Origin of the sequence: Streptomyces sp. NPDC005302 (assembly GCF_040607345.1) — a bacterium.
Lineage (GTDB): Bacteria > Actinomycetota > Actinomycetes > Streptomycetales > Streptomycetaceae > Streptomyces.
In genome coordinates this window covers 1-22,763 of record NZ_JBEXGN010000044.1, presented here as the reverse complement: position 1 = coordinate 22,763, position 22,763 = coordinate 1, and the positions used below count along the sequence as shown (strand labels likewise).

Here is a 22,763-nt window from a genome sequence, read left to right as displayed (position 1 = left end):
CTCGCCGCCGGCCTGCTGGACCGTGCGGGCCACGATGGACAGTCCGAGGCCCGATCCCGGCAGGGCCCGTGCGTCGGGTGAGCGCCAGAAACGGTCGAAGACGTGCGGGAGTTCGTCGGTGGGGATGCCGGGGCCGTGGTCGCGCACGGTCAGCTCGCCCTCGTGCAGCCGTACGTCGACCGTGCCGCCCGGCGGGCTGAACTTCACCGCGTTGTCGAGGATGTTCACGATCGCCCGCTCCAGCGTGGAGGGTTCCGCCCGGACGAACCAAGGCTCCAGTGCGGCCGTGATCGTCAGCTCGGGGCCGCGCAGCCGGGCCCGGCGCAGGGCGGCCTCCACCGTGTCCTGGAGCGCCACGACCTCCAGGGGGTCGGCTGCGTGCCCCGCGTCCGAACGCGACAACGTCTGCAGGTCGCCGATCAGCGCCGCGAGTTCGGTCATCTGCGCGGTCACCGAGGCGAGCAGCGCCTTGCGGTCCGCCGGAGGGATCGGCCGGCCCGTCTCCTCGCTCCGGGTGAGGAGTTCGATGTTCGTCCGCAGCGAGGTCAACGGCGTCCGCAGCTCGTGCCCGGCGTCCGCGATGAGCTGCTGCTGCAACTCGCGAGAGCTGGCGAGGGAGGCGGTCATCGAGTTGAACGACTCAGAGAGCCGCGCGATCTCGTCGTTTCCCTCGACCGGGATCCGAACGGTGAGATCTTCCGTCCGGGCGACGTGCTCGACGGTCTCGGTGAGTTTGTCGACCGGGCGAAGCCCGGCCCGAGCCACCCAGAGCCCGGCGGCACCGGCCCCCACGACTCCGATGCCGGAGACGAGGAGGAGCACTAGGGCGAGGTCGTTGAGGGTCTTCTGGGTGTCACGGAGGGATACGCCGACAGTCAGCGCCACGTTCGGATACAGCCGAGCACCGGGGCCGAATCCGCCCACCAGCAGCGGTGTGGTTCGGACCCGTACATCGTTTCCGTTCGCGTCGGTGGCGTTGTGGAAGACCTCCTGGCCCTGATCAGGGTTCGCAGCAATGCTCTTGTCTTGTGCCGTGGGCTTCACAACGCCGGTCGAGTCGCTGAAGACGCAGGGGGAGCCACTCGGCTTGACCACCTGCACGTAGTAGTCCCTGGGGCGTTGCAGATCGGGTGTGCCCGCCACAGACTTCGGACAGGTAGCGAGCAGCGCGGTGATCTGCGGCTCGGTCAACCGGAAGTTGGCATCGCCGAGCTGGGTATCGACCTGGTCGTACAACTTGCCCTGGACGATGAACCAGCACGTCACCGAGACCGCCGCCACCGCGAACGCCACCGCTGCCGCCACCAGCAGGGCGAGCCGGGAGCGCAGGGGCAGCGACCTGAACCGGCGGAGTAGCTTTCTCACTCCGCGCCGCCCGACCGCAGCACGTACCCCACACCCCGGACCGTGTGGACGAGGCGCGGCTCGCCGCCGGCCTCCGTCTTGCGGCGCAGGTACATCACGTACACGTCGAGGGAGTTCGACGACGGTTCGAAGTCGAAGCCCCAGACGGCCTTCAGGATCTGCTCGCGGGTGAGGACCTGGCGCGGGTGGGCGAGGAACATCTCCAGGAGCGTGAACTCGGTGCGGGTCAGCTCCACCGGGCGCCCGGCCCGGGTGACCTCGCGCGTGGACAGGTCCATGCGCAGGTCACCGAAGGTCAGCGCGTCGTCCTCGGGGACGGCACCCGCGGACGCCGCGTAGGAGCTGCGGCGCAGCAACGCCCTGATGCGGGCGAAGAGTTCGTCCAGTTCGAAGGGCTTGACCAGGTAGTCGTCCGCGCCGGCGTCCAGTCCCGTGACCCGGTCACCGACCGTGTCACGGGCCGTCAGCATGAGGATCGGCGTCGTCGTGCCGGCGCCGCGCATCCGGCGGGCCGCCGTGAGGCCGTCCATGCGGGGCATCTGGATGTCGAGGACGACGAGGTCGGGCTGGTAGGCGGTGGCCTTCTCCAGGGCGTCCGCGCCGTCGACCGCGACCTCGGTGTCGTACCCCTCGAAGGCGAGGCTGCGGCGGAGTGCGTCGCGCACCGCCGGCTCGTCGTCGACGATCAGGATGCGCTGGGTGTCACGGTCGCCTTCGGCGGAGCTCATGGATGCGGGTTCCTCGGGTGGGATGGGGGTCGTGGGGCACCCGGACCGACCGGGTGCTTTCAGCCTCGCACGTTCCGGGCTGTCCCGGAATGGATCAGCTTCGTACGGTACGGCGGCGGGCCGGGGTCCGGCGCGCGGCGGCCCGGGAGGCGGCGGGCGCCAGCTCCGGGGCCCGTCGCTGCGGGGCGTGCAGTTCGCGGGCGACCGTCAGGGCCAGGCCGAGGCCGGCCGGGTCGTCGCCGGTCACGGTGTGCGCGACGTGCTGGATCTTCATGGCGACCTCCGGGTCAGCTGTCGGAGCCGCCGGCCCGCAGCGAGGCCAGGTCGGACTTGACGGTGTTGATCGGGATGGCGAAGCCGAGGCCGACGCTGCCCGCGCTCGACGAGGACGAGGAGGAGTCCGAAGCGGCCGAGTACATCGCGGAGTTGATACCGACGATGTTGCCGTTCATGTCGATCAGGGCGCCTCCGGAGTTGCCGGGGTTGAGCGAGGCGTCCGTCTGCAGGGCCTTGTACGTGGTCGTGGAGGAACCGGTGTCGCCGTTGAACTGGCGCCCGCCGAACTCGAAGGGCCACCGCTCGCTGCCGCTGCCGCCGCCCTGCTGTTGCTGCTGCTGGCCCTGGCTCTCGTCGGTGGAGACGGTCACGTCCCGGTCGAGCGCAGAGACGATGCCGCTGGTGACGGTGCCGGTCAGGCCCTCGGGGGAGCCGATGGCGACGACCTGGTCGCCGACCTGGACGCCCGCGGAGTCGCCGAGCGTCGCCGTCTTCAGTCCGGACGGCGCGTTCTCCAGCTTGATCAGCGCGAGGTCCTTCTTGCTGTCGGTGCCGACGACGCTCGCGGTGTACGACTTGCCGTTGTTCAGCCGCACCTTGATCGCGGAGGCGCCCGACACGACGTGGTTGTTGGTGACGATCTCGCCACCGGTCGTGATGATCACGCCCGAGCCGGTGGAGGAGCCCGCGTTCGAGGTCGCGCTGATCTCGACGATGCTCGGGCTGACCGCCTTGGCGACGCCGGAGACGGTGCCCTTCTGGCTGGTGGGCACCACGCTGGCGCTGGTGCTACTGGAGGCGACGGTGTCGTTGCCCGTCAGCTCCTGGATGCCGTAGGCGGTGCCGCCGCCGATCGCCGCGGCGACGATCGCCACGGCGGCGAGCAGGGCGAACGGGCCCTTGGCGCGCCGCTTCGCGGGTGCCTGGCCCTCCGGCGGGGCGGCCGGCGCGGCGAAGACCGCGGTGGAGCCGGCGGCGTCGGATCCGGGGTGACCGGCGTACGGCCCGGCGCCGTGGCCGTCACCGCCGTGTCCGTCGCCGCCGTCGCCGCCGTGACCGGAGCCCGGCCACACGGTGGTGCCCGGCTCGGCATGGACCGGCGGGGCCGGCCGGTACGCCGGCGGGGGAGGCCACTCGGGGTTCACGGGGGAGGCGGAGGGGTGCGACTGCTGCTGGGGGTACGCGGACCCGTGGTCGTCGCCCTGGGGGTACTCGCCGCTGCGGCGGAAGCTCTCGGTCATGTCAAGAAGACTGTCCCCGGATCATGAGAGCTCCCTGAGCGGTCCCTGAGAAGCCCGACAGAACCTCGTATGCCCGATATAAAGGCGCCCCGGCTGCGCCCCGTTCGCGCTCCAGAGCGCACTCCGGTCCCCGCTGCCGAGTCCGCTCGGCGGGACCCCGCCGGACCTCCTGGACGCCCCTCGCCGAGTCCTTGGGCAAACGGCGGGTTGCGTCCCGGTGATCCCGTGGAACGGCAGGGGCGAACAGTTGTCTGACCCCGGTGAGGGCCGTGATTTCAGGGGCTGGAGGGGCCTACGATCACCGCGCCGGAGGGGGGCTCCGCGGTTACGCCCGATGTCGACGCACGCCGTGCAAGCGGTTGCTGCCGACGATCGGGCCGGTGCGTCGTACGCCCTTCTCAGGCCTCTGACAAGGACGACTACCCGCACCCACACCAGGAGCCCTGAGTGATACGTGCCCTGCGCGACCGCTGGAGACGCCCCGCCACGGCGTTCCCGACGGCCGCTCTCGCGCTGGCGCTGACCTGCGCCGGCGCCCTCGCGGCGCAGCCGGCCAACGCGGCCGACCACCCCGCCGGACTGCCCGGGGCGAGCGTCGCCGCCCAGACCGGCGCCGTGCCCGCCCCGACCGCCTCCGACAAGGAACTGCGCCACCGCGTGGTCGAGGCCGCCAAGACCCAGGCGACGCCCGCGGCGAAGCCCAAGAAGACGCCGTTCATCATCGGCGGCACCGAGACCTCCATCTCCTCGGCGCCGTGGATGGTCCAGCTGTCCTACTACGACAGCGCGGCGGGCGAGGGCTGGTTCTGCGGAGGCACCCTCGTCGCCCCCAACAAGGTCCTGACGGCGGCGCACTGCGTCGCCGGCCTCGACTGGGCGAAGAACGGCGCGGTGGTGGCCGGCGCCACCGGCCTGCTGGACGACACCAACGGAACCGTCGCGGGCGTCTACCGCCAGTGGAACCACCCGCACTTCGACGACGCGACCCTCCAGAACGACGTGGCGGTCCTCACCCTGGACCGTCCGCTGGAGCAGCAGTGGATGAAGCTGACGGCCGCGGGCGACAGCACCTCGTACAAGACCGGCACGTCCGCCACCGTCTACGGCTGGGGTCTGACCTCGGGCGCCGACGACGCGGACCTGTCGGCGAACCTGCGCAAGGTCACTCTGCCGATGGTGGCCGACTCCACCTGCAACACCGCGATGAAGACGGTCCTCGGTGAGGACGACTTCGTCGAGGGCTCGATGTTCTGCGCCGGCACCCCGGCGTCGGGCACCGACGAGGGCACCAAGAGCCCGTGCAACGGCGACTCCGGCGGCCCGGTGGTCGTCGGCGGCAAGGTCGTCGGCATCGTCTCGTGGGGCGTCTCCGGCTGCACCGCCAAGGGCGCCTACCCGGTGTTCACCAAGGTGTCCTCGTACACCTGGGCGGCCCAGCCCCGTATCGACGACGCGGACCTGACCTTCGACGGCCGCGCCGACCTGCTGGAGCGGACGCCCTCGGGCGGCCTGTTCGAGCAGGACAGCAAGGGCACCTCGCTGGCCACCCGCGCCTACCAGGGCAACGGCTGGCAGACGGCCGGCTGGGTTCTGCAGGCCGATCTGGACCGGGACTTCTACCAGGACCTGATCGAACGCGACGCGACCGACGGCAAGCTCTACCGCAGCTACCTGAACCACAGCACCGACGAGTTCGAGTGGATGCAGATCACCTCGGTGTGGGGCGGCTACAAGTCGTACGCCATCCCCGGCGACATGACCGGTGACTCCCGTCCCGACCTGGTCGCGGTGGACGCCGACGGCTCGGTCTACCTCTACCCGGGCAAGGGCAACGGCGAGTTCTACGGCCGCGTCAAGGTCGTCGACAAGGCATGGAAGGGCGTCAAGATCTTCGGGCACGGCGACCTGTCCGGCGACGGCCGTGCCGACCTGCTGGTCCGCAACAGCTCCGGCGTCCTGTACCTCTACCGGGGCACGCAGGTCGAGCACACGCCGTGGTCGACGCGGATCCAGGCGCGTACGGGCTGGAACTTCACCTCGTACGTGGCCAACGGCGACGTGACCGGCGACGGCATCGCCGACGTCGTCACCCGTGACTCGGGCGGCACGCTCTGGCTCTACCCCGGCACCAACAAGGCCTCCAGCGACCTCTTCGGCTCGCGCAAGAGCCTCGGCACCGGTTTCAACCAGTACAACCTGCTGTTCTAGCCCACCGCGGGCGGACGAAAGAGATCCCCGCGCCCCTGTCAGGGGCGCGGGGATCTCTTCTGTCGTCGTGGCGTACGGCCTACTCGCAGCCGCAGGACTGGCGCACCACCAGCCGCGAGGGGAACAGCTTCAGCCGCTCGCGGCGGGAGCCGGCCACCCGCAGACCGTCGTCGAGGACGAGGTCGACGGCCGCGCGGGCCATCGCCGAGCGGTCCGACGCGATCGTGGTCAGCGGCGGGTCGGTCAGACCCGCCTCCTTCACGTCGTCGAACCCGGCGACCGCGAGCTGCCCCGGCACGTCGATGCGCAGCTCGCGCGCGGCGCGCAGCACACCGATCGCCTGGTCGTCCGTGGAGCAGAAGATGGCCGGCGGCCGGTGCGGTCCGGCGAGCAGTTCCAGGCCGACCTGGTAGGCGTCGTAACGGTTGTACGGGGCCTCGAAGAGGCGGCCCTCGGTGGGAAGTCCGGCCTCCTGCATGGCGCGCCGCCAGCCCTCGACGTGGTCGGAGACGGGGTCGCCGACCGCCGGAGTCTCGGCCGTGCCGCCGAGACAGGCCACGTACTCGTACCCGTGCTCCAGGAGGTGCCGGGTGGCGAGCTGGGCGCCCCCTATGTCGTCGGTGACGACGGCGACGTCGTCGATCGCCTCGGGGCGCTCGTGCAGCAGCACCACCCGGGCGTCCCAGGCGTCGATCTCGGCGGCCGCGTGGTCGTTCAGCGCGTGGCTGACGAGGATCAGCCCGGAGACCCGCATGCCGAGGAAGGCCCGCAGATAGTGGACCTCGCGCTCGGCGATGTAGTCGGAGTTCCCGACGAGCACCATTTTCCCGCGCTCGGCCGCGGCCTGTTCGACCGCGTGCGCCATCTCTCCGAAGAAGGGCTGGCGCGCGTCCGGGACGATCAGCCCTATGAGTTCCGTCCGCCGCGAGGCCATGGCCTGGGCGACCCGGTCGGGCCGGTACCCCAGCTCCTTGATCGCCGCTTGGACGCGCTCGCGCGTGGCCGGGGCGACCGGCCGGGGTCCGTTGTTGATGACATAGCTGACAACGGCGGTCGACGTACCCGCCAGTCGTGCCACATCATCCCGAGTCACCTTGGCCACGCGCGGAGTCTACGCGGATTGACCTACCTCTGGGCAGGGCGTACGGCTGCTTCCTGCGACTGCTCGGGAGCCTCCGCGGGGGCGGCGGCGTCCAGGTGTGCCGTCTCGTCCGCATCGTCCGGCTTTGGCTGGGCCGCCTTGGCCTTCGCGGTGTCCGCCGCGCGGTCCACCTTCTCCGGCGTGACGAAGCGGTAACCGACGTTGCGGACGGTTCCGATCAGCGACTCGTGCTCGGGCCCGAGCTTCGCGCGCAGCCGTCGTACGTGCACGTCGACCGTCCGCGTACCGCCGAAGTAGTCGTAGCCCCAGACCTCCTGGAGGAGCTGGGCGCGGGTGAAGACGCGGCCCGGGTGCTGCGCGAGGTACTTCAGGAGCTCGAACTCCTTGAAGGTCAGGTCGAGGACCCGGCCCTTGAGCTTGGCGCTGTACGTCGCCTCGTCCACGGAGAGGTCGCCGTTGCGGATCTCCATGGGGGAGTCGTCGTTGACGATCTGCTGGCGGCCCATCGCGAGCCGCAGGCGGGCCTCGACCTCGGCCGGACCGGCGGTGTCGAGGAGAACGTCGTCGATGCCCCAGTCGGCGGTGACGGCCGCGAGGCCGCCCTCCGTCACGACGAGGATGAGTGGACAGCCGGGTCCCGTGGAGCGCAGCAGCTGACACAGGCTGCGGACCTGCGGGAGATCACGTCGTCCGTCGATGAGGATGACGTCGGCACCGGGGGTGTCGACGAGGGCCGGGCCTTCGGCCGGCGCCACCCGCACGTTGTGCAGCAGCAGGCCGAGAGCGGGAAGCACCTCCGTCGACGGCTGAAGGGCATTGGTCAGGAGCAACAGTGAACTCATCGCACCTCACCCACCTGGGTCGTCCTGCGGTCGTGCTCGGTTCGCTCGCCCATAACGTCTGGTTCCTCCTCGGTCCCTGCGAGGACGTTTGCGGCACTGCTCACTACCTGCGGCTCCCGCGCCCTGGGATCCGCAGGGCCTCCCTGGCCCCGTACACCTGCGGTTTCCCGCTTCGTATACAACGGTCCTGGAAGCACAAAAGGACCCGGGGGCTACTCTGCCCGAGTCCTCATGCCCAGCAGAATAGCCCACATGAGCTCAGGTCCGGCAGGTCAAGTGACGCGATCTTTCAATAGTCCACACCGTGAGACAACGCCGCGTACCTCCGCCCGGAGGTTTCTGCGCACGGTCGACGGAGTGACGATCGACGCGGCCTACGACCCCGGGGAGCGGCCCGGTGGTGACCTCGCGTTCATCCTGGCGCACGGGTTCACGGGCGATCTGGACCGACCGCACGTGCGCCGGGCGGCCGGCGTGCTGGGCCGCCGGGCGGCGGTCGTCACGTTCTCCTTCCGAGGTCACGGCGCCTCCGGGGGCCGCTCCACGGTCGGCGACCGGGAGGTCCACGACCTGGCGGCGGCCGTCGCCTGGGCGCGCGAGCTGGGGCACACCCGGATCGTGACGGTCGGCTTCTCGATGGGCGGCTCCGTGGTGCTGCGGCACGCGGCGCTGTACGGGAAGACGGGCTCGGGGCCGGGTCTCGCCGAGGCCGCCGGTCCGGAGTACGCGGCGCACGCGGGGGCGCGCACGGACGCGGTGGTCTCGGTCAGCTCGCCCGCCCGCTGGTACTACCGGGGCACCGCCCCGATGCGGCGGCTGCACTGGCTGGTCACCCGTCCGGAGGGCCGGATCGTGGGCCGGCTGGGTCTGCGCACCCGGATCCACCACCGTGAGTGGGACCCGGTGCCCGCGTCGCCGGCCGAGTGCGTCCCGTACATCGCGCCGACCCCGCTGCTCGTCGTGCACGGAGACAGGGACGGCTATTTCCCGGTCGACCACCCGAGGATGCTGGCCGAGGCGTCCGGCGGCCACGCCGAACTGTGGCTGGAGCACGGCATGGGGCACGCGGAGAACGCGGCCCCCGACGACCTGCTCGCCCGCATCGGGGACTGGGCGGTCGCACACGCGGGCTAGCCTGGCGGGGTTCACGCGAACGAACGCGCGGACACACAGACACCGAACCGCTGATTGAGGAACGAGATGGCAAAGGGCACGGTGCGTTACTGGGCCGCCGCCAAGGCCGCGGCAGGCGTCGCCGAGGAGCCGTACGAGGCGGGCACGCTCGCCGAGGCACTCGACGCGGCCCGCGAACGACACCCCGGCGAGCTCGTCCGCGTCCTGCGACGCTGCTCGTTCCTCATCGACGGTGACCCCGTGGGCACCCGAGGGCATGAGACGGTACGGCTGGCCGAGGGCGGCACGGTCGAGGTGCTCCCGCCGTTCGCAGGAGGGTGAGCGAGACGATGAGCAACCAGCCGTTCGAGGGCCGGTACGAAGGTCAGTACGAGGAGTACGACCCCTACCGGCAGCCTCAGCAGGAGTCCCAGGACGAGCAGTCCCCGCAGCAGGGGCAGCAGGGGCAGCAGGGGCAGCAGCAGGGCCAGGGGCAGCAGCCGGGTCAGGGGCAGCCCGACTGGCAGCAGCAGACCCAGCAGTGGGAGGGCCGGACCTGGGAGACGCAGACGCACCCGTCCGTTCCCGCCGCGGACACCGCCTATCTGCCCCCGCAGGCCTACCCGGCGTACGGCGAACCTCAGGGCCCCCAGGGCTACGGCGGCGCCGTCGGAGACCCCCTGCCGTCCGAGGCCCCCGCACAGCCGTGGACCCCGGGTGCCGAGGCCGGCGCCCAGCAGCCGTCCGCCGAACCGGTGGGCGTCCGGATCCGCCCCGACGGGATCCCGCTCGCCGACGCGACACCGGCCGAGGTCGCGGCGGACGCCACCTCGGACTACGGGCCCGCGACCGTCACCGGCAACGCCCGGATCACCGACGCCCAGCGTGCCCGGGCCGAGGGCCGGTCCCCGATCATCGAGCCCGGCATGCAGCCGGCCGCGCTGACGGCGGTCCTCGCGCTGCTGCTCTCCGGAGCGGCGGCCATCGGCCAGTACGCGCTCGTCGTCCCCCTCGTGCTGCTCCAGGCCGTCACCGCGGCGGGCTGGTTCCGGCTGAACGGGATGTGGCCGGCCCGGCAGGGCATCGCGCTGGCCTTCGCCGGCGCGCTGACCGCCGACGTCGCGCTGCTCGCCGCGGGCCGGGAGAACGCGCCCGCCGCGATCCTCGGCACGCTCGGCGTCTGGGTGCTGCTCACCCTCGTGCTCCAGCTGCGCAGTCATGCCGACCCCGACACCCGCATGTACGGGCTGATGGCGACCGTCGCCTCCGCGGCGCTGGCGATCATCGCCGCCGGGCACCTCGCGGCCGAGCCGGACGCCGTCACCGTGGGCGGCGTGGCCGTCGCCGTGGCGATCCTGGCCCGCGCACTGCCGCTGCCCACCGCGGCCTCCGTGGTGGTCGCGCTGCTGGCCGCCGCGGGCGCCGGTATCGCGGCCGGCGGGATGACGGACCTGGGCACCCAGGGAGCCTTCCTGGGCCTCGGCGCCGGGGTGTGCGCGCTGATCGGGCACCGGGCGGCCAGCTACGACTACCCGTCCCGGTTCGTGCACTTCACCGCGGGCGTGGCCCTGCCGCTGGCCGCCGCCGCCCCCGCCGTCTACCTGCTGGGCCGCGCGCTCGGCTGACGGCCGGTTCCCACCGTCGCGATCCGGTCAACCTGCCGCTCCGAATCGTCACAGCTGATCGACAACCACCATGAAGGGCCCCCGGACCGGGGGCCCTTCATGGTTAGGCTCGCGTTCGGCGGCAACCAGGCCGACCAGACGGGGCCGTCCTACGTGAGGGAACACCGAGCATGCGCGCACTGCGAATATTCCTGATCCTGGTCGTCGTACTCGGCGGCCTGTTCGTGATCGCCGACCGGGTGGCGGTCAACTTCGCGGAGGACCAGGCGGCGGACCGCGTCAAGAGCACGGAGGGCCTGGCGAACACCCCCGACGTGTCCATCGAGGGCTTCCCGTTCCTCACCCAGGTCGTCGGCGGCGAGCTGGACGACGTGAAGATCGGCATCAAGGACTACGAGGCGTCGACGGGCACCTCCGCCGGCACCGTCCGGATCGACGACCTGCGCGCGGAGATGCACGGCGTGGCCTTCTCCGGCGACTTCAGCTCCGCCACCGCGACCCGGGCCACCGGCACCGCCACGATCGCCTACGACGAGCTGCTCAAGGCAGCCAAGTCCGAGCCGGGGGATGTCGCACCCGGGCTCACCGCCCAGATCACGGGCCTGTCCGACGGCGGCAACGGCAAGATCAAGGTGACCCTCTCCTCGAAGCTCCTCGGCCGCAAGCTGCCGCCGGTCTCGGTGCTCAGCTCCGTCACCGTCTCCGGGGACACCGTCAAGGTGCACGCCGACTCGCTGCCCAAGATCGGTGACACCCAGCTCGTCGAGGGCCCGATCCGGTCGGTCACCGACTTCGAACAGAAGATCCAGAAGCTGCCGGGCGGCATCAAGCTCGACAAGGTCGAGGCGGCCACGGACGGCGTCGACATCTCGGTGAAGGGTTCGGACGTCAGCCTGGTCGGGTAGCTCCGAGAGGCAGGGTGGCCGGGCGGCCCCGGAGGTGCGGAGCCCGGTCCCTGCCCGGAGAAGTGCTGCCTGAAGGGGTTCTGTCCGAAAGGCGAGACGGCCGTGTCCGTACCGCAGATGCGTCCTCGGCGGGAAGACGGCCACGAGGGCCACGACCCGTGCGACGGCGGCCCCGAAGGCGTTCTCGTATCACAGTACGGACGATCGTGTCTCAGCATGCGACACGCCGGTGACACGCCCGCCTGTCCGTCCCTACGATCGGACGCATGAAGCGACAGGCGGATCTCACGAAGCGGCGGGCAGTAGACCTGTGCCGCGTCGCCGCCATGCTCTGTCGCACCTTCTGAGCGGAAGCGTCGACTTCCGCGCGCCGGGCCCTTGGACCTCTCTCGTCCGGGCCACCCTTGCGCCGTGCGGCCCGACCGGCCGGCACCACCGCGCACCCCCTCTCGCACGCATCACCCCGCCGTAACTGCCCCGGAGGAGAACGAGCATGAGCCGCACGGACGTCCTGGTAGACGCCGACTGGGTCCAGGACCACCTGGACGACCCGAACGTCGCCGTCGTCGAGGTCGACGAGGACACCTCGGCGTACGAGAAGAACCACATCCGCAACGCCATCCGGATCGACTGGACCAAGGACCTCCAGGACCCGGTCCGCCGTGACTTCATCGACCAGGAGGGCTTCGAGAAGCTCCTCTCGGCGAAGGGCATCGGCAACGACACGCTCGTCGTGCTCTACGGCGGCAACAACAACTGGTTCGCGTCCTACGCCTACTGGTACTTCAAGCTCTACGGCCACGAGAACGTGAAGCTCCTCGACGGCGGCCGCAAGAAGTGGGAGCTCGACTCCCGCGACCTGGTCGACGGCTCGCAGATCCCCGAGCGCGCCGCGACCGCGTACAAGGCCAAGCCGCAGGACACCTCGATCCGCGCCTTCCGTGACGACGTCGTCGCCGCGATCGGCGCGCAGAACCTGGTCGACGTCCGCTCGCCCGACGAGTTCAGCGGCAAGCTGCTCGCGCCGGCCCACCTGCCCCAGGAGCAGTCGCAGCGTCCGGGCCACGTCCCGAGCGCCCGCAACATCCCGTGGTCGAAGAACGCCAACGACGACGGCACCTTCAAGTCGGACGACGAGCTCAAGGAGCTCTACGCCGACGAGCAGGTCGATCTCGCCAAGGACACCATCGCGTACTGCCGCATCGGTGAGCGTTCCGCGCTCACCTGGTTCGTGCTGCACGAGCTCCTCGGTGTCCAGAACGTCAAGAACTACGACGGCTCCTGGACCGAGTACGGCTCCCTCGTCGGCGTGCCGATCGAGCTCGGCGCCAACAAGTAACCCTCAAGGCCTGAAGGACGGAACTGACATATGTGTGGAGCGAAGGCCGGCGGCCCCGACGCCTCGACGATCAAGCCTGGTGAGACGACGATCCAGGGTCAGGTGACTCGCGACGGCGAGCCGGTGACGGGCTACGTCCGTCTCCTGGACTCGACCGGCGAGTTCACCGCGGAGGTCCCGACCTCCGCCACGGGCCAGTTCCGCTTCTACGCGGCCGAGGGCACCTGGACCGTACGGGCGCTGGTCCCCGGTGGAACCGCCGACCGTACGGTCGTGGCGCAGACGGGCGGCCTCGCGGAGATCGCGATCGCCGTCTGAGCAGTCGGCCGCCGTCCCTGACGGCGGCCGGACCGAACGGCCGAAGGGCCGCACCCCCGGGGGTTGGACGCTTACCGGATCGGGGTGCGGCCCTTCGGCATGCCCACCGCGCCCGTCCGGCCCGGCGGGCACTGCGCCGGACGGGTTGTCCGGGCCTACGCTGGAGGTATGTACGCACGCAGGCGTCACGTGTACTTCGTCATGATGGGGACGTGCATCACGCTGTTCGTCCTCGCCTGGGGCGTCGTACGGCTGTGGTCGGTCCCCGCGGCCGTCGCGATGTGCGTGGTGGCCATGGTCATCCCGCCGGTCGCCGCGATGGCGGCCAACCGGCGCGGCCCCGAGGACCGATGGTGGGACGACCCGTCCGGCGACCGCAAGTCCGACGAGTGGTGGGACGAGCTGGACGGCAAGAAACGACGACAGCAGTAGTCGGTGGCCGGCGGCGGCCCTGTCGGGACAGCGGCAGCGGTTCCACGGCGCCGGCCGGAACGGCGCGGAAGGCTCACATGTCGCGTACGAGGTTGTCCACGGTGGTGCTGGACGCACCCGACGCCCACAAGCTCGCCGAGTTCTACCAGCGGCTGCTCGGCTACACGGTGCGCGCCGAGGAGCCGAACTGGGTGCTCATCGGTCCGCCCTTCGAGGGCACCGCCCTCGCCTTCGAGACCGAGCCGCTCTACACCCCGCCGGTGTGGCCCGCGGGCCCCGGCGACCAGCGGATGATGCTGCACCTCGACATCGAGGTCGACGACCTGGACGAGGAGACCGAGCGGGCCGAGGAACTGGGCGCCCGGCTCGCCGACCTCCAGCCCCAGGAGGACGTACGCGTGCTGTTCGACCCGGCGGGCCACCCCTTCTGCCTCTGGGTGGACGTCCGCCGCAAGCCGCGTCCGTAGCCGACCGGGCGCCGCTCCCGGGCCCGTCAGTAGACGAGCGCCTGCGTCCCGTCCGCCATCGCCTCCTGCACGAACACCTGCGCCCCCGCGATCCGTACGCCCTCCAGGACGTCCTTCTCGGCGATGTCGCGGCGGGCCGCGCACTGGGTGCACAGGGTGATGCGTCCGGCCGCCAGGATCGAGTCGATCAGGTCGGGCAGCGGAGCGGCGTGCGGCAGCTCGAACTCGGCCGCCCGGCCCGGCAGCGCGAACCACGCGGACTCGCCCGTCAGCCAGAGGGACACCTCCACGCCACTGGCCACGGCCACCGCCGCGACGGTGAAGGCCTGTGAGCAGCGTTCCGGGGCGTCGGCCCCCGCCGTCACCTTGATCACGAGCTTGTTCGCCATGCCCGTCATCGTATGCCGAATCGTGATCATCCTTCGTGCAACCCCATGCATGGGCCATGGGTCTCCTGTGCGCGCGGATACGGAATCCACGCTTCACGTTCTGTGGGGGGACGTCTTGGAAGTACCCGAAGGATCCGAAACACCGGAAAGACCGCGCGTGCCTGAAGATGCGCCGGTTGCCGACCCCGGTGCGCGGCTGCCGGTCGAGCCCGCGCCGGTCGAGCCCGCGCCGGTCGAGCCCGCGCAGGCCGCCGAGGCGGACGTCCCGGCCGAGCCGCGTGTCCGGCGGCGGGGGCGTACGGCCCTGCTGATCGCCACGGCCGCCGTGATCGGTCTCGTCGCCGGTACGTGCACCGGATTTGTCGTCCAGGCCGACCGTGAGCCCACGCAGCTGGCGCCGCTGTCGCAGCCTGCCGTGGCCCAGGCCAAGGGTGACGGCCCCGAGCCGCTGTCCGCCGCCCAGGACCACCGCGTCAAGACGGACGGCGACCTGCGCAAGCTGCTGGTGCCGCGGCCCAAGGGCGCGAAGGCTGCCGACTGGCTGGGGGACGACGACGGCTGGATGGACATCGGCTCGTACGCCGAGTCGTACGAGAAGCCGGCCGGTGCCTTCCGCGAGCTGATCTCCGACGAGTACCGGCGCGCCGCCGTCACGGGCTGGAGCTCGGGCAGCACGTACACCGTCGAGGTCCGGCTCGTGCAGTTCCGCCAGGAGGAGAAGCTCGCCGCCGCCGACGCCGCGGAAGAGGGTCACTACTGGGCGGGCAGGAAGAGCGACACGAGCGACTGGCCCGTCCCCGGCACCGGGGACGGCGTGGCGTACGTCCACAACAAGCCCGACACCAAGCCCGGTTACCTGCCGCTCTACGAGGCCGAGGCGCACGCCTGGCGTGGTGACGTCGCCATGGAGATCTGGGTCTACGACAGCAAGCCGATCCCCAAGGCCAAGATCATGGACCTGGCCGAGCGGCAGATGGAGCGGCTGTGAACGAGCACTCTGAGAACCCGGAGGACGTGCGCCCCGCCCCGGCGCCGACCGCACCGGAAGCGACTCCCGCCCAGGTCGATGCCGAGGTCGAGGCCGCAGTGGCGCCGACGCCCGCGGCCGCCCCTGCGGACATCCCCGCGGACACCCTTGCGGACGTCCCCGCGGACACCCCCGCGGCGACGGAGTCCGGCGCGCTGCCGGAGGAGCCCTCCGACGTGCCCGCACCGCGCGGGAAGCGGTTCCGCCGTGGCCGCGTCGCCGCCGTGGCCGGTGCCGTGCTGCTGGCCGGAGCCGTCATCGCGGGCAGCGCCTACACCGTGGTGACCGTCAAGGACGCCGACCGTGACGCGGGCGCGCCCACCTGGGAACTCCCGCGAGGGAAGAAGCACGAGGTCAAGAACGCGAAGGCCGCGTCGTCGCTGGCCTCCGTTCTCGTGCCGTACGACGACAGTTGGAGCCGCGGGCCGGACATCGCCGAGTTCGGTTCCGACGCCGCGCTCAACGGAGGCGAGGCGACGGCCCTGCGCAAGGAGTCGATCCGCAGCCTGCCGCGTTCGCAGCGGCGGCAGCTCGAGAAGCAGATCGAGAAGCAGCACACCAAGGGCATGGCGATGCGCAGTTACCTGAGCACGTCGAACGCCGGCGACTCCACGCTCTACGCGGCCGGCGCGTACACGGTGAGCATCGAGCTGGTCCAGATGGAGGACAAGGCGGCGGTCCGGGACAGGTCCACGTTCCAGAACGAGTTCTTCGACGCCCTCAAGGTCTTCCGCGCAGGACCGAAGATCGAGGGCTACAAGAACGCCGAGTGCTTCCTGCCGCCCACGGACAAGAAGGAGAAGCTCGACATGATGATCTGCTCCGCCTACCAGGGCGACGTGCAGGTCAGCGTCACCGCGTTCGGAGTGAAGCCGCTGAACAGCAAGGGAGTCGCGATGCTCCTGCGTCAGCAGCTCGACCGCATCAAGACGCCGGGGGAGGCGGTATGACCGAGCAGACGACCGACACGACCCGGACGACCCACGTCGAGGACGGAAAGCCGGAGCCGGACGCGCTGCCCGCGGAGTCCGTGGAGCCCGCGGAGCCGGAGCAGGACGCGACGCAGGACGCGAAGCAGGGGGAGGCTTCGGCATCCGCCGAGGCGCCCGCACCTGGCGAGGCGCCCGCACCTGTGGAGGCGCCCGCTCCTGTCGAGGAGACCCCGGCGGTCGAGCCGCAGTCCGTGCAGCCGCAGTCGCAGCCCGCTGTGGCGGCCGCGTACGGCGGACCGGCGGGCTTCATCCCGCCGCCGCCCAGCGCGCCGCCGGTGTTCCCGGCACCGCAGGAACCCCCGGTCAAGGTCAGGAAGGACCGCCGGGTGCTGCGGGCCGTGCTGCGCTGGACCGCCGCCACGGTCGTCTTCGCGGCGGTCGGGGCGTCGGCGGCGTACGGCATCACGCGCATGGAGCGGACCGACGTACCCGGTCTGGCGACGGAGGCCGACGGACGCTGGGACTACCCGGCGATCACGAAGCCGCCGCTGCCGTCCGGCAGCCCGGGCCCGTTCGACGGCGCGGACAAGTCGGGCGTGCACTCCGCCGACCTGCGCGCGCTCCTGCTCCCCGCGCCGAAGGGCGCGAAGGCGGACGCGTCCCTGCGCGGCGACGACGGCTGGCTGTCGTCCAAGGCCTTCCTCTCCCAGTACGCCGAGAAGGTGGACCGCGAGACGGTCGGCCAGATGCTGACCGACGACGCGGTGCGGCACATCGCGGCGCGCGGCTGGACCACGGCGGACGGCACGCGCACGCGGATCTACCTGCTCCAGTTCGACACCGCGGCCGTCGCGGAGGAGCTTCTCTCCACGAAGCTCGCGAACTACGACGGGGCGCAGTACGCGCTCACCGGCGCCGCCACGACCGAGCGGGACGAGCACTTCCCCGCCGCGTCCGAGGTCGACGACATCACCCGGTACGCGTACACGGAGAGCAAGCCGTACGGCCCCGAGCAGGTGCGGGAGGCCTATCTGTCGGCGGGCGACACCATCGCGCTGGTCGTGCAGTCCCACAAGGGGGTCGCGCCGGCGGTGCCGTTCCAGCAGACGGTGGTCCTGCAGAGCCAGCTGCTCGACTGAGACCGCGCCGCCCCCGGAGGGTGTACCTGAAAGAGAGCGCCGGGCCCCAGCCGCGTAAGCTGGGGCCCGGCCTTGTGTACGTCCCCGGTCGCGGCAGCGCCGGGCGGGGGACCCCGTTCCGCTCACCGAGGAGCACCCGTGGAGATCTTCTTCGAAACCCTTCTGGTCCTGGTCTGCGTCGGCGTGCTCGCCTTCGCCGGACTGACCGTGAAGAAGCTGTACCAGGGCCAGCGCTGACCCCCATCAAGGAACTGTTCAGCTCATGATCGAGATCCCGTCGGACCTCCACAAGGACCTGGTCCCCCTTGTCTTTCTCCTCGGCGACTGGGCCGGAGTCGGCGTGTACGACTTCCCCGGCTCCGAGAAGTGCAACTTCGGACAGGAGGTCAGCTTCAGCCACGACGGCCGGGACTTCCTGGAGTACCGCTCGCACAGCTGGGTGCTCGACGCGGAGGGCAACAAGGTCCGCCCGCTGGAGACCGAGACCGGCTTCTGGCGCGTCGACGCCGACCGCAAGGTCGAGGTCGTGATGACCCGTGACGACGGCGTCGTCGAGATCTGGTACGGCGAACTCGCCGACAAGAAGCCGCAGATCGACCTGGTCACCGACGCCGTGGCCCGCACCGCCGCGTCCGGCCCCTACAGCGGTGGCAAGCGCCTCTACGGCTATGTGAACAGCGACCTCATGTGGGTCGGCGAGAAGCAGACCCCCGAGGTCGAGCTGCGCCCCTACATGTCCGGTCACCTGAAGAAGACCGTCACTCCGGAGGACGTCGAGCGCTGGGCCAAGGACCTGCCCGACGACATGCCGGACGACGGCATCGCCTTCTTCAAGTAGGCCCGGCCCGCGCGGCCGAAGCGGCCGCTGTCGTTCATCAGGTCGGTTCGGCGGCGAATGGTCCTAGACTTCCAGTGTGGTGAGCACCGACTGGAAGAGCGACCTCAGGCAGCGCGGCTACCGGCTGACGCCGCAGCGTCAGCTTGTCCTCGAAGCAGTGGACACCCTGGAGCACGCGACCCCCGACGACATCCTCGTGGAAGTGAGGAAGACGGCGTCGGGGGTCAACATCTCGACCGTCTACCGGACCCTGGAGCTCCTGGAGGAGCTCGGGCTGGTCAGCCATGCCCACCTCGGGCACGGCGCGCCGACGTACCACCTGGCCGACCGGCACCATCACATCCACCTCGTCTGCCGGGACTGCACGAACGTCATCGAGGCCGACGTCTCCGTCGCCGCCGAGTTCACCGCGAAGCTCCGGGACAGCTTCGGCTTCGAGACGGACATGAAGCACTTCGCGATCTTCGGGCGCTGCAAGGACTGCGCGGCCCGGCAGAAGTGAGCGGGAAGCGGTCCTTCGCCGATCACGCAGTCGGGCCGCAGAAATAAAAATGACGACCCCACGGTCGTAGTGTGTATGTCCATGAAGAGCTCCCTCCTGTCCCTGCCCGGCGCCGTTCCCGCCGAGGGCGTGGACGAAGGCGTCGCGGCGCACTACGGCGACCTGTTCCGCGAGCAGCGGGCCCTGGCGGACGGTCTCGGCTTCGTGGACCTCTCGCACCGCGGTGTCGTCACCGTCACCGGCGACGACCGACTCGTCTGGCTGCACCTGCTGCTCACCCAGCACGTCACGGACCTCCCGGTGGGCCGGGCCACCGAGGCCCTGATCCTCTCCGCGAACGGCCACATCGAGCACGCGCTCTACCTCGTGGACGACGGCACGACGGTGTGGATGCACACGGAACCGGACACCCAGGAAGCGCTGATCGCCTACCTGGAGTCGATGAAGTTCTTCTACCGCGTCGACGTCGCCGACCGTACGGCCGACTTCGCGGTGGTGTACCTCCCGGCCGGTTCGATCTCCGAGGTCCCCGAGGGCGTCGTCGTCCGCGAGACGCCGTACGGCCGTGATCTCTTCCTGCCCCGCGCGGACCTGGAGTCCTACGCGGAGAAGGCCGGCCCGGCCGTCGGACTCCTCGCCCACGAGGCGCTGCGCGTCGAACAGCACCGGCCCCGCCTCGGCTTCGAGACCGACCACCGCACCATCCCGCACGAGCTGGGCTGGATCGGCACCGCCGTGCACCTCCAGAAGGGCTGCTACCGCGGCCAGGAGACCGTCGCCCGCGTCCAGAACCTGGGCAAGCCCCCGCGCCGCCTGGTCTTCCTGCACCTCGACGGCAGCGAGGTCCACCTGCCCGCGCACGGCGCCGAGCTGCGCCTCTCCGCGGACGGTCCCGACGGCCGCAAGATCGGCTTCATCACGACGGCCGTACGCCACCACGAGCTGGGCCCGATCGCCCTCGCGCTCGTGAAGCGCAACGTGCCGCTCGACGCCCCGCTGACGGCTGACTCGACGGCGGCGGCACAGGAGGTCGTGGTCGAGCCGTAAGGGCCGCGCGGGGGCCCTCACATCTCCAGGAGGACGGTGAACGGGCCGTCGTTCGTGAGGGAGACCCGCATCGCGGCGCCGAAGCGGCCCGTGGCCACGGTGGCGCCCAGGGCGCGGAGCTGCGCCACGACCTCGTCGACGAGCGGCTCCGCGACATCGCCGGGGGCGGCGGCGTTCCAGGTGGGGCGGCGGCCCTTGCGGGCGTCGCCGTAGAGCGTGAACTGGCTGATGACCAGCAGCGGCGCGTCGATGTCGGAGCAGGACCGCTCCTCGCTCAGCATCCGGACGGACCAGAGTTTCCGGGCGAGCTGGGCCGCCTTCTCCTTGGTGTCCTCGTGCGTGACACCGACCAGGACGCACAGGCCCTCGCCGTTGATCTCGCCGACCGTCTCGCCGTCCACGACGACGCTCGCGCCGTCCACCCTCTGCACCACCGCACGCATGCCGACCATGATGCCGTGCCCCGTCGGCGCGACGCCCTGCGGGCCCTTCGCGTGATTTCCGGAGGTTACTAACCCCCCATCTGGGGCCGATCGGGGGCACTCGGTCACATAGCGACCACCGGGGGTGGCACCATGCGGGGTGTTGCGGTGCATCCGGTGGGTGGACCGCGCCGGTCGAGGGGACGGTAGAGGCACATGAGCACACCGAGTACGGGGCGGCAGCCCGGGGCCGTGTCATTGACCCGCACGAGCGCACGGGCGGGCCGGGCGGCGTCCCGGCCTCCGGTGCAGCGCACCGACAGCGGCCCGCTGCCCGCCGACGCGGGCCGGCCCGGTCTCGGCGTGCTCCGGCTGCCCGAACTGCGGACCCTGCGCCGGGAGGCCCAGCGGGACGAGGCCGATCTCAGCTACGTGCGGCGGCTCCTCCAGGGGCGTATCGACATCCTGCGCGCGGAGCTCGCCCGCCGGGGGCAGCGGCGGATGCCCCCCGCGGCCCCGGGACACCGGCCGTTCCTGCCCGCCAGGGAGCCGTCCGTCGTCGAGCGGCTCTCGGAGATCCTCACGGACGCCCCGGCCCGACATCGCTCCTCCGCCCGCCACGTGACGGTGGGTACGCCCCACAGCGAGCGGTACCGGGCGCTCGCCGCCGACATGCTCGCCGAGGTGGAGCTGTCGGACCTGGACGCCCGGACGGACGAAGAGCTGGGCGCGGGTCTCGGCCGTCTCGTCCGCTACGAGCAGCAGGTCTCCCGGCAGCGCCAGCAGCTCCAGCGCACCGCGGACGACTGCAGCACGGAGATCGCCCGCAGGTACCGTGAAGGCGAAGCGCAAGTAGACGACCTGCTCATGTGACGCGGCGGCCCCGGCGATCCCGGGGCCGAGAGGCTCGCCGGAACCTGGAGGCGCAGCTTCTCCCCGCGGCGGCGGGCGCGGTCCGGGTACGACCCGGGTGACGCCCTCCGGGCGGGTCCCGTCCCGGAAGGTCACCGCCGATGCCCGCCACGCCCCGCACGCCCGAAGGTCCCTCCACCCCGGACGGCATATCCGCCCCGTCCGTCCCGGCCGGGCCCCCGGCCGGTTCTCCGCCGGTCCTCGCCGAGGTCGTACGCTCCGGGTTCGTCGAGGGCCACCATCGAGGCAGCCTGGTCCTGCTGGCCGCCGACGGGTCGGTCGAGCTGGCGCTCGGAGACGTGACGGCGCCCGTGTTCCCCCGCTCCTCGAACAAGCCCATGCAGGCGGCGGGCGTCCTGCGCGCCGGCCTCGACCTGTCCGGGGAGCGCCTCGCCCTCGCCGCCGCCAGCCACTCCGGCGAGATCTTCCACCGCGACCTGGTGCGGAAGATGCTCATCGAGAACGGGCTGACCGGCGACCAGCTCCAGTGCCCGCCCGACCTGCCGCTGGACGCCGTCGAGGCGGAGACGTACCTCGCCGCCGGTGCCGTACGGGACCGGGTCACCATGAACTGTTCCGGCAAGCACACGGCGATGCTCGCGGTCTGCGCCCAGCGGGGGTGGCCCACCGAGTCGTACCTCGATCCAGGGCACCCGCTCCAGCAGCTGATCCACACGGTGGTCGAGGAGGCTGCGGGGGAGCCGGTCGCGGCGGTCGGTACGGACGGCTGCGGGGCGCCCCTGATGGCCATCAGCCTCACCGGCTTGGCCCGCGCCTTCCGCCACTTCGTCCTCGCGGACCCCGGCTCCGCGGAACGCCGTGTCGCCGACGCCATGCGGGCCCACCCCGAGTACGTCGCGGGCACCCGGCGTCCCGACACCTGGCTGATGCGGGAGATCCCGGGCGCGCTGTCCAAGATGGGCGCCGAAGCGGTCCAGGCGGTCGCCCTCCCGGACGGCCGCGCCCTGGCCTTCAAGATCGACGACGGCGCCACCCGAGCCCTGGGCCCCGTCCTCTCCCGAGCCCTGACCCTCCTGAACGTGACGTCCCCCATCCTCCAGAAGATAGGCAGGACCCCCTTGCTGGGCGGAGGCATAGAAGTGGGCGAGATAAGAGCCACGTTCTGAGGAATGAAGGGGCCGGGAACGGGGGTGGGGGCGAAGCCCCGGGATCGCCGGGGGCGGTGTCCAGGGGCGCGGGGAACGGCGCGACGAGCCCCCACCGGGGTGCGGGGGACTGGTGGCCGGGAGCAGGGTTGGGGGCGGAGCCCCGGGATTGCCGGGGGCGGTGTCGAGGGGCGCGGGGAACGGCGCGACGAGCCCCCGCCGGGGCGCGGGGGACTGGCGGCCGGGAGCAGGGGTGGGGGCGAAGCCCCGGAGACGCCGGGCGGTGTTCAGGGGCGCGGGGAACTGCGCGACAAGCCCCCGCCGGGGCGCGCGCCCGAGCAACCACCCGGGTCCCGGGGGACGTTGCCCCGGGACCCGCGAGACCCCTAGGTAGAGGCGTCACCTGCTGCGATCGTGGCGGCGGAAATCCCCGCGACACCCCGCCGACAGGCGCCTAGCGTGGCCCCATGACCCCGCACGACACCCCC

The 22,763-nt window shown here is 71.5% G+C and carries 26 protein-coding genes; 18 read left to right on the top strand and 8 right to left on the bottom strand.

Annotated features, from left to right (window positions below; genetic code table 11):
* From ABZT74_RS34275 to ABZT74_RS34260, 4 genes are all read right to left on the bottom strand, one after another.
* Window positions 1-1,365 (bottom strand): HAMP domain-containing sensor histidine kinase (locus ABZT74_RS34275; protein ID WP_356441374.1); only part of this gene is annotated, 1,365 nt, incomplete at its 3' end.
* A complete protein-coding gene (locus ABZT74_RS34270) occupies window positions 1,362-2,093 on the bottom strand; it encodes a response regulator transcription factor (RefSeq protein WP_081218134.1) in 732 nt (243 codons plus the stop codon). The genes ABZT74_RS34275 and ABZT74_RS34270, both read right to left, overlap by 4 nt.
* A 94-nt stretch (window positions 2,094-2,187) precedes the next feature.
* The gene (locus ABZT74_RS34265) at window positions 2,188-2,367 is read right to left on the bottom strand and encodes a hypothetical protein (RefSeq protein WP_355879022.1); all 180 of its coding nucleotides are present in this window, start codon (window positions 2,365-2,367) and stop codon (window positions 2,188-2,190) included.
* A 13-nt stretch (window positions 2,368-2,380) separates the two neighbouring features.
* Window positions 2,381-3,610, bottom strand: coding sequence for a trypsin-like peptidase domain-containing protein (locus ABZT74_RS34260; protein ID WP_356441371.1), 1,230 nt, complete (start codon window positions 3,608-3,610; stop codon window positions 2,381-2,383).
* 447 nt (window positions 3,611-4,057) lie between these two features.
* On the opposite strand from ABZT74_RS34260, the gene ABZT74_RS34255 reads away from it, so the two are divergent.
* Window positions 4,058-5,818 (top strand): trypsin-like serine protease, encoded by a 1,761-nt coding sequence (locus tag ABZT74_RS34255; protein WP_356441368.1) that lies wholly within the window; start codon window positions 4,058-4,060, stop codon window positions 5,816-5,818.
* Window positions 5,819-5,897: 79 nt separating this feature from the next.
* Here the strand turns inward: ABZT74_RS34255 and ABZT74_RS34250 are convergent, their stop codons facing one another.
* Together ABZT74_RS34250 and ABZT74_RS34245 are read right to left on the bottom strand one after the other, a co-directional pair.
* Window positions 5,898-6,920 carry a LacI family DNA-binding transcriptional regulator gene (locus ABZT74_RS34250; protein ID WP_355879030.1) on the bottom strand — a complete coding sequence of 341 codons (1,023 nt, stop codon included), beginning with the start codon at window positions 6,918-6,920 and terminating at the stop codon, window positions 5,898-5,900.
* A gap of 23 nt (window positions 6,921-6,943) precedes the next feature.
* Entirely contained in the window at window positions 6,944-7,762 is an 819-nt protein-coding gene (locus ABZT74_RS34245) for a response regulator transcription factor (protein WP_355879033.1), read from the bottom strand.
* Between the two features lie 252 nt (window positions 7,763-8,014).
* On the opposite strand from ABZT74_RS34245, the gene ABZT74_RS34240 reads away from it, so the two are divergent.
* The 9 genes from ABZT74_RS34240 (at window position 8,015) to ABZT74_RS34200 (ending at window position 13,961) form a co-directional block, all read left to right on the top strand.
* Window positions 8,015-8,896, top strand: a complete 882-nt coding sequence (locus ABZT74_RS34240; protein ID WP_356441364.1) for an alpha/beta fold hydrolase — start codon at window positions 8,015-8,017, stop codon at window positions 8,894-8,896.
* 66 nt (window positions 8,897-8,962) lie between these two features.
* A complete protein-coding gene (locus ABZT74_RS34235) occupies window positions 8,963-9,217 on the top strand; it encodes a MoaD/ThiS family protein (protein WP_081218128.1) in 255 nt (84 codons plus the stop codon).
* An 8-nt stretch (window positions 9,218-9,225) separates the two neighbouring features.
* Window positions 9,226-10,500, top strand: coding sequence for a hypothetical protein (locus tag ABZT74_RS34230; protein WP_356441361.1), 1,275 nt, complete (start codon window positions 9,226-9,228; stop codon window positions 10,498-10,500).
* Between the two features lie 170 nt (window positions 10,501-10,670).
* Window positions 10,671-11,405 (top strand): DUF2993 domain-containing protein, encoded by a 735-nt coding sequence (locus ABZT74_RS34225; RefSeq protein WP_356167422.1) that lies wholly within the window; start codon window positions 10,671-10,673, stop codon window positions 11,403-11,405.
* Window positions 11,406-11,671: 266 nt separating this feature from the next.
* On the top strand, window positions 11,672-11,752 hold the full coding sequence (locus tag ABZT74_RS34220) for a putative leader peptide (RefSeq protein ID WP_350310325.1): 81 nt from the start codon (window positions 11,672-11,674) through the stop codon (window positions 11,750-11,752).
* Between the two features lie 146 nt (window positions 11,753-11,898).
* Window positions 11,899-12,744: a sulfurtransferase gene (locus ABZT74_RS34215; RefSeq protein ID WP_355879046.1), complete on the top strand. Its 846-nt coding sequence runs from the start codon at window positions 11,899-11,901 to the stop codon at window positions 12,742-12,744.
* 30 nt (window positions 12,745-12,774) lie between these two features.
* Complete coding sequence (locus ABZT74_RS34210) at window positions 12,775-13,062, top strand: DUF1416 domain-containing protein (RefSeq protein WP_081218125.1); 288 nt, start codon at window positions 12,775-12,777, stop codon at window positions 13,060-13,062.
* A 168-nt stretch (window positions 13,063-13,230) separates the two neighbouring features.
* Window positions 13,231-13,494 carry a DUF3099 domain-containing protein gene (locus tag ABZT74_RS34205; RefSeq protein ID WP_355879050.1) on the top strand — a complete coding sequence of 88 codons (264 nt, stop codon included), beginning with the start codon at window positions 13,231-13,233 and terminating at the stop codon, window positions 13,492-13,494.
* Window positions 13,495-13,571: 77 nt separating this feature from the next.
* Window positions 13,572-13,961: a VOC family protein gene (locus ABZT74_RS34200; RefSeq protein WP_355879053.1), complete on the top strand. Its 390-nt coding sequence runs from the start codon at window positions 13,572-13,574 to the stop codon at window positions 13,959-13,961.
* A gap of 26 nt (window positions 13,962-13,987) precedes the next feature.
* Here the strand turns inward: ABZT74_RS34200 and ABZT74_RS34195 are convergent, their stop codons facing one another.
* Window positions 13,988-14,350 carry a DsrE family protein gene (locus ABZT74_RS34195; protein WP_356441358.1) on the bottom strand — a complete coding sequence of 121 codons (363 nt, stop codon included), beginning with the start codon at window positions 14,348-14,350 and terminating at the stop codon, window positions 13,988-13,990.
* Window positions 14,351-14,507: 157 nt separating this feature from the next.
* Here ABZT74_RS34195 and ABZT74_RS34190 point away from each other — a divergent pair, with 157 nt between their 5' ends.
* From ABZT74_RS34190 to ABZT74_RS34165, 6 genes are all read left to right on the top strand, one after another.
* Complete coding sequence (locus ABZT74_RS34190) at window positions 14,508-15,338, top strand: hypothetical protein (RefSeq protein WP_356441355.1); 831 nt, start codon at window positions 14,508-14,510, stop codon at window positions 15,336-15,338.
* Window positions 15,335-16,327, top strand: coding sequence for a hypothetical protein (locus ABZT74_RS34185; protein ID WP_356441352.1), 993 nt, complete (start codon window positions 15,335-15,337; stop codon window positions 16,325-16,327). Before ABZT74_RS34190 ends, ABZT74_RS34185 begins: the two co-directional genes overlap by 4 nt.
* Window positions 16,324-17,448, top strand: coding sequence for a hypothetical protein (locus ABZT74_RS34180; RefSeq protein ID WP_356441349.1), 1,125 nt, complete (start codon window positions 16,324-16,326; stop codon window positions 17,446-17,448). The genes ABZT74_RS34185 and ABZT74_RS34180 overlap by 4 nt, the downstream gene beginning before the upstream one ends.
* A 262-nt stretch (window positions 17,449-17,710) precedes the next feature.
* On the top strand, window positions 17,711-18,286 hold the full coding sequence (locus tag ABZT74_RS34175) for an FABP family protein (RefSeq protein WP_355879064.1): 576 nt from the start codon (window positions 17,711-17,713) through the stop codon (window positions 18,284-18,286).
* A gap of 76 nt (window positions 18,287-18,362) precedes the next feature.
* Window positions 18,363-18,788 carry a Fur family transcriptional regulator gene (locus tag ABZT74_RS34170; RefSeq protein WP_081218109.1) on the top strand — a complete coding sequence of 142 codons (426 nt, stop codon included), beginning with the start codon at window positions 18,363-18,365 and terminating at the stop codon, window positions 18,786-18,788.
* Window positions 18,789-18,869: 81 nt separating this feature from the next.
* Window positions 18,870-19,835 (top strand): folate-binding protein, encoded by a 966-nt coding sequence (locus ABZT74_RS34165; protein WP_356441346.1) that lies wholly within the window; start codon window positions 18,870-18,872, stop codon window positions 19,833-19,835.
* A gap of 17 nt (window positions 19,836-19,852) precedes the next feature.
* Here ABZT74_RS34165 and dtd read toward each other — a convergent pair whose 3' ends face one another.
* Window positions 19,853-20,278 (bottom strand): D-aminoacyl-tRNA deacylase, encoded by a 426-nt coding sequence (dtd, locus tag ABZT74_RS34160; RefSeq protein ID WP_355879071.1) that lies wholly within the window; start codon window positions 20,276-20,278, stop codon window positions 19,853-19,855.
* Between the two features lie 195 nt (window positions 20,279-20,473).
* Here dtd and ABZT74_RS34155 point away from each other — a divergent pair, with 195 nt between their 5' ends.
* Window positions 20,474-21,130 carry an AmfC protein gene (locus ABZT74_RS34155; protein WP_355879074.1) on the top strand — a complete coding sequence of 219 codons (657 nt, stop codon included), beginning with the start codon at window positions 20,474-20,476 and terminating at the stop codon, window positions 21,128-21,130.
* 140 nt (window positions 21,131-21,270) lie between these two features.
* Entirely contained in the window at window positions 21,271-22,296 is a 1,026-nt protein-coding gene (locus ABZT74_RS34150) for an asparaginase (protein ID WP_356167406.1), read from the top strand.
* The last annotated feature ends 467 nt before the right edge of the window (window positions 22,297-22,763 follow it).